Source organism: Streptomyces sp. NPDC051133 (assembly GCF_040682635.1).
GTDB lineage: Bacteria > Actinomycetota > Actinomycetes > Streptomycetales > Streptomycetaceae > Streptomyces.
In genome coordinates, this window is record NZ_JBFBBK010000189.1 from 1 (window position 1) to 2213 (window position 2213).

The following is a 2213-nucleotide window of genomic DNA, read 5'->3' on the forward strand; positions in this document are numbered from 1 at the left end:
GAACACGAACGGGACACCGGTCCGCCGCGCCTCATAGACGATGAAGTCTTCCCCGGACACATCCGCCGATACCTGTGAAGCGATCACTTCTGATCCCGTCCGGCTCCGCCGCATCCTGCGGCGGCGCGCCACTGGACATCATCAAGGAGTACACCGAGAACCAGAAGCATCCTGACTGAGGTCAACAGCACAGATCCGTGCGCCGGTGCAGGTCACCCTTAGCCTGAGAAGCCCTTCCTCCCGCGCGTGAAGGCCCGGGGCTGCGCTAGATGAAGCTGAAGACCCCAGTTAGGGTATGGGATGGCCGCCGCGGCCGTGCCCAGGCAGCCGTGCCCTTATTCTTCCGCGACCGGACATGCGCCGTAGCCTACGCCCAGGGTAGGCGGTGAGGGCTGAGGCAAGTAGGCGGGAAGGTGCTGGATGTTCTCATACGTGCGGTGAAACACCGGTGTAGCCGCGCCCGAGAGCGGGGGCACGATCCATGACCAGTCCGCGTGGACATCTCGCCCGCTCCGGGCCTCACGCTGAATGTGGCAGATGAAGCGGGCCGCTTCCGTGTGATGGTCCGTAATCGTCGCACCTGCGCTGTCGAACGAATCGAGCACTGCCCGGTTGAGCTCCACCAAGGCCCGGTCCTTCCACAGGGTGCGATCGCTGGATGTGTCGATCCCCAAGCGTTCGGCGATCTTCGGCAGGAGGTTGTACCGGTCTGCGTCGGCGAGGTTGCGGGCACCGATCTCGGTGCCCATGTACCAGCCATTGAACGGTGCCGCCGAATATGAGATACCGCCGATGACCAGACGCATGTGGGAGATCGCGGGCACCACGTGCCAGCGCACACCCCATTCCCTGCCCCACAGTCCGTCCGGATGGCAGATGTCCACCTCGAGCACGGCGTCGGAGGGAAGGTCGAACCACTGGGGCGGACCGCTGGCTTCTTGCACAACCAGCGGGAGGACGTCGTACGCGCTTTGCTTCCCACCCGGCCAGCCCAGCCGGAGAGCCGCCTCGGTGATGGCCACATTGCGCGGGTCTCCCAGGATGCCGCCGTCAGGCAGGCGATATCCGGCGTACCGGATGAGCTGTTCGTTCCATATGCGCGGCCCCAGCCCGTCGGCGTCTTCTGGCGCGAAAACGGAGATGACAGGGCGTATGCGTCCGCCGTTCGCTGCGATGGTGAGATGATCGACACAGGCCTCGGCCATCTGCCGGGCACCCGAAAGATGACGCAGGTCACGCACCATCAGCGAATGCCAGTACAGACGGCCGATGCACCGGACACTGTTACGCCACGCGACACGAGCCCCGAACTGCAGTTCCCGGCCGGTATGCCGGTAACTGCCAAACCGGTCGATCTCGCGTCGTACTGCGGCCAGTCGGTGCTCCAGGGACCCGGCGCCGACGTCCTCCTGATGATGAAGGCGGACGAACTGCTCTGCCTCCTTCAACAGAGCGGCTTCGCGTGAGGGCTGCTGCCGACCCGCGGGCCCGGAGCCCGGCACGCCCCGTTTGCGTAGCCGGCCCGGGAGCCTGGACGCAGCATGCACAACCTCACGTATCACGGTTTCCCTCCCGCACGACAAGCGACGCCAAAGGCGATGATGATCGCTCGGCAAGCTTGCCTTGAATCTCGAGTACAAACTCCGTGCCTTTGGCAGAAAATGGCGAACTGCAGCCTAAAGCAGCCGCCCAGCCGTGCGTGGGACCCTCTGCTGCTGCAGACGCGCCCCCGCTCGCCCGCTCGGTTCCTTCTTACCGCCGCACTCCCTGGGCCGAATGCTCCGGCTTTCAAGGATCCCGTGCCGGACGCAGCTTATGGAGTAGCCGCCCAGCCGGAGCCGCGTTCGCTGCCACGATGGCCAAGTTCCGCTACACCTTCCTTCGTGCCGCCACTCGCGCCAGTAGTGGCACCTGGTCTGACGAGATGGAAGACCACGGAAGCCTCGCGGCTGAGTCAGTGTATTACTCAACCGCGACAACACCGCCGGGATCCGCTGGGCTTCGCCCGCCGCCTGGCAGGCGGTCGCCGGACTATGTGTGTATAGCTGATGGTCTTGTTCGAGGTCAGGACGACCCGAGCCGCTCGTAGCGCTGAGAGATCACCTGGAAAGTGGCGGGATTGATTGTCGGGGCGTTGCCCGTGTGGATGCGCACCCGAGGGGCAAGGCCAGATGGACATCGGCTTCGACACCGACAAGACGACCGAGATCCTC

The 2213-nt window shown here is 64.8% G+C and carries 1 protein-coding gene; it reads right to left on the bottom strand.

Features of this window, described 5'->3' with window-relative positions; translation table 11 throughout:
• Positions 1-335: 335 nt before the first annotated feature.
• A complete protein-coding gene (locus tag AB0N17_RS46230; RefSeq protein WP_366017665.1) occupies positions 336-1451 on the bottom strand; it encodes a nitric oxide synthase oxygenase in 1116 nt (371 codons plus the stop codon).
• Positions 1452-2213: the final 762 nt, after the last annotated feature.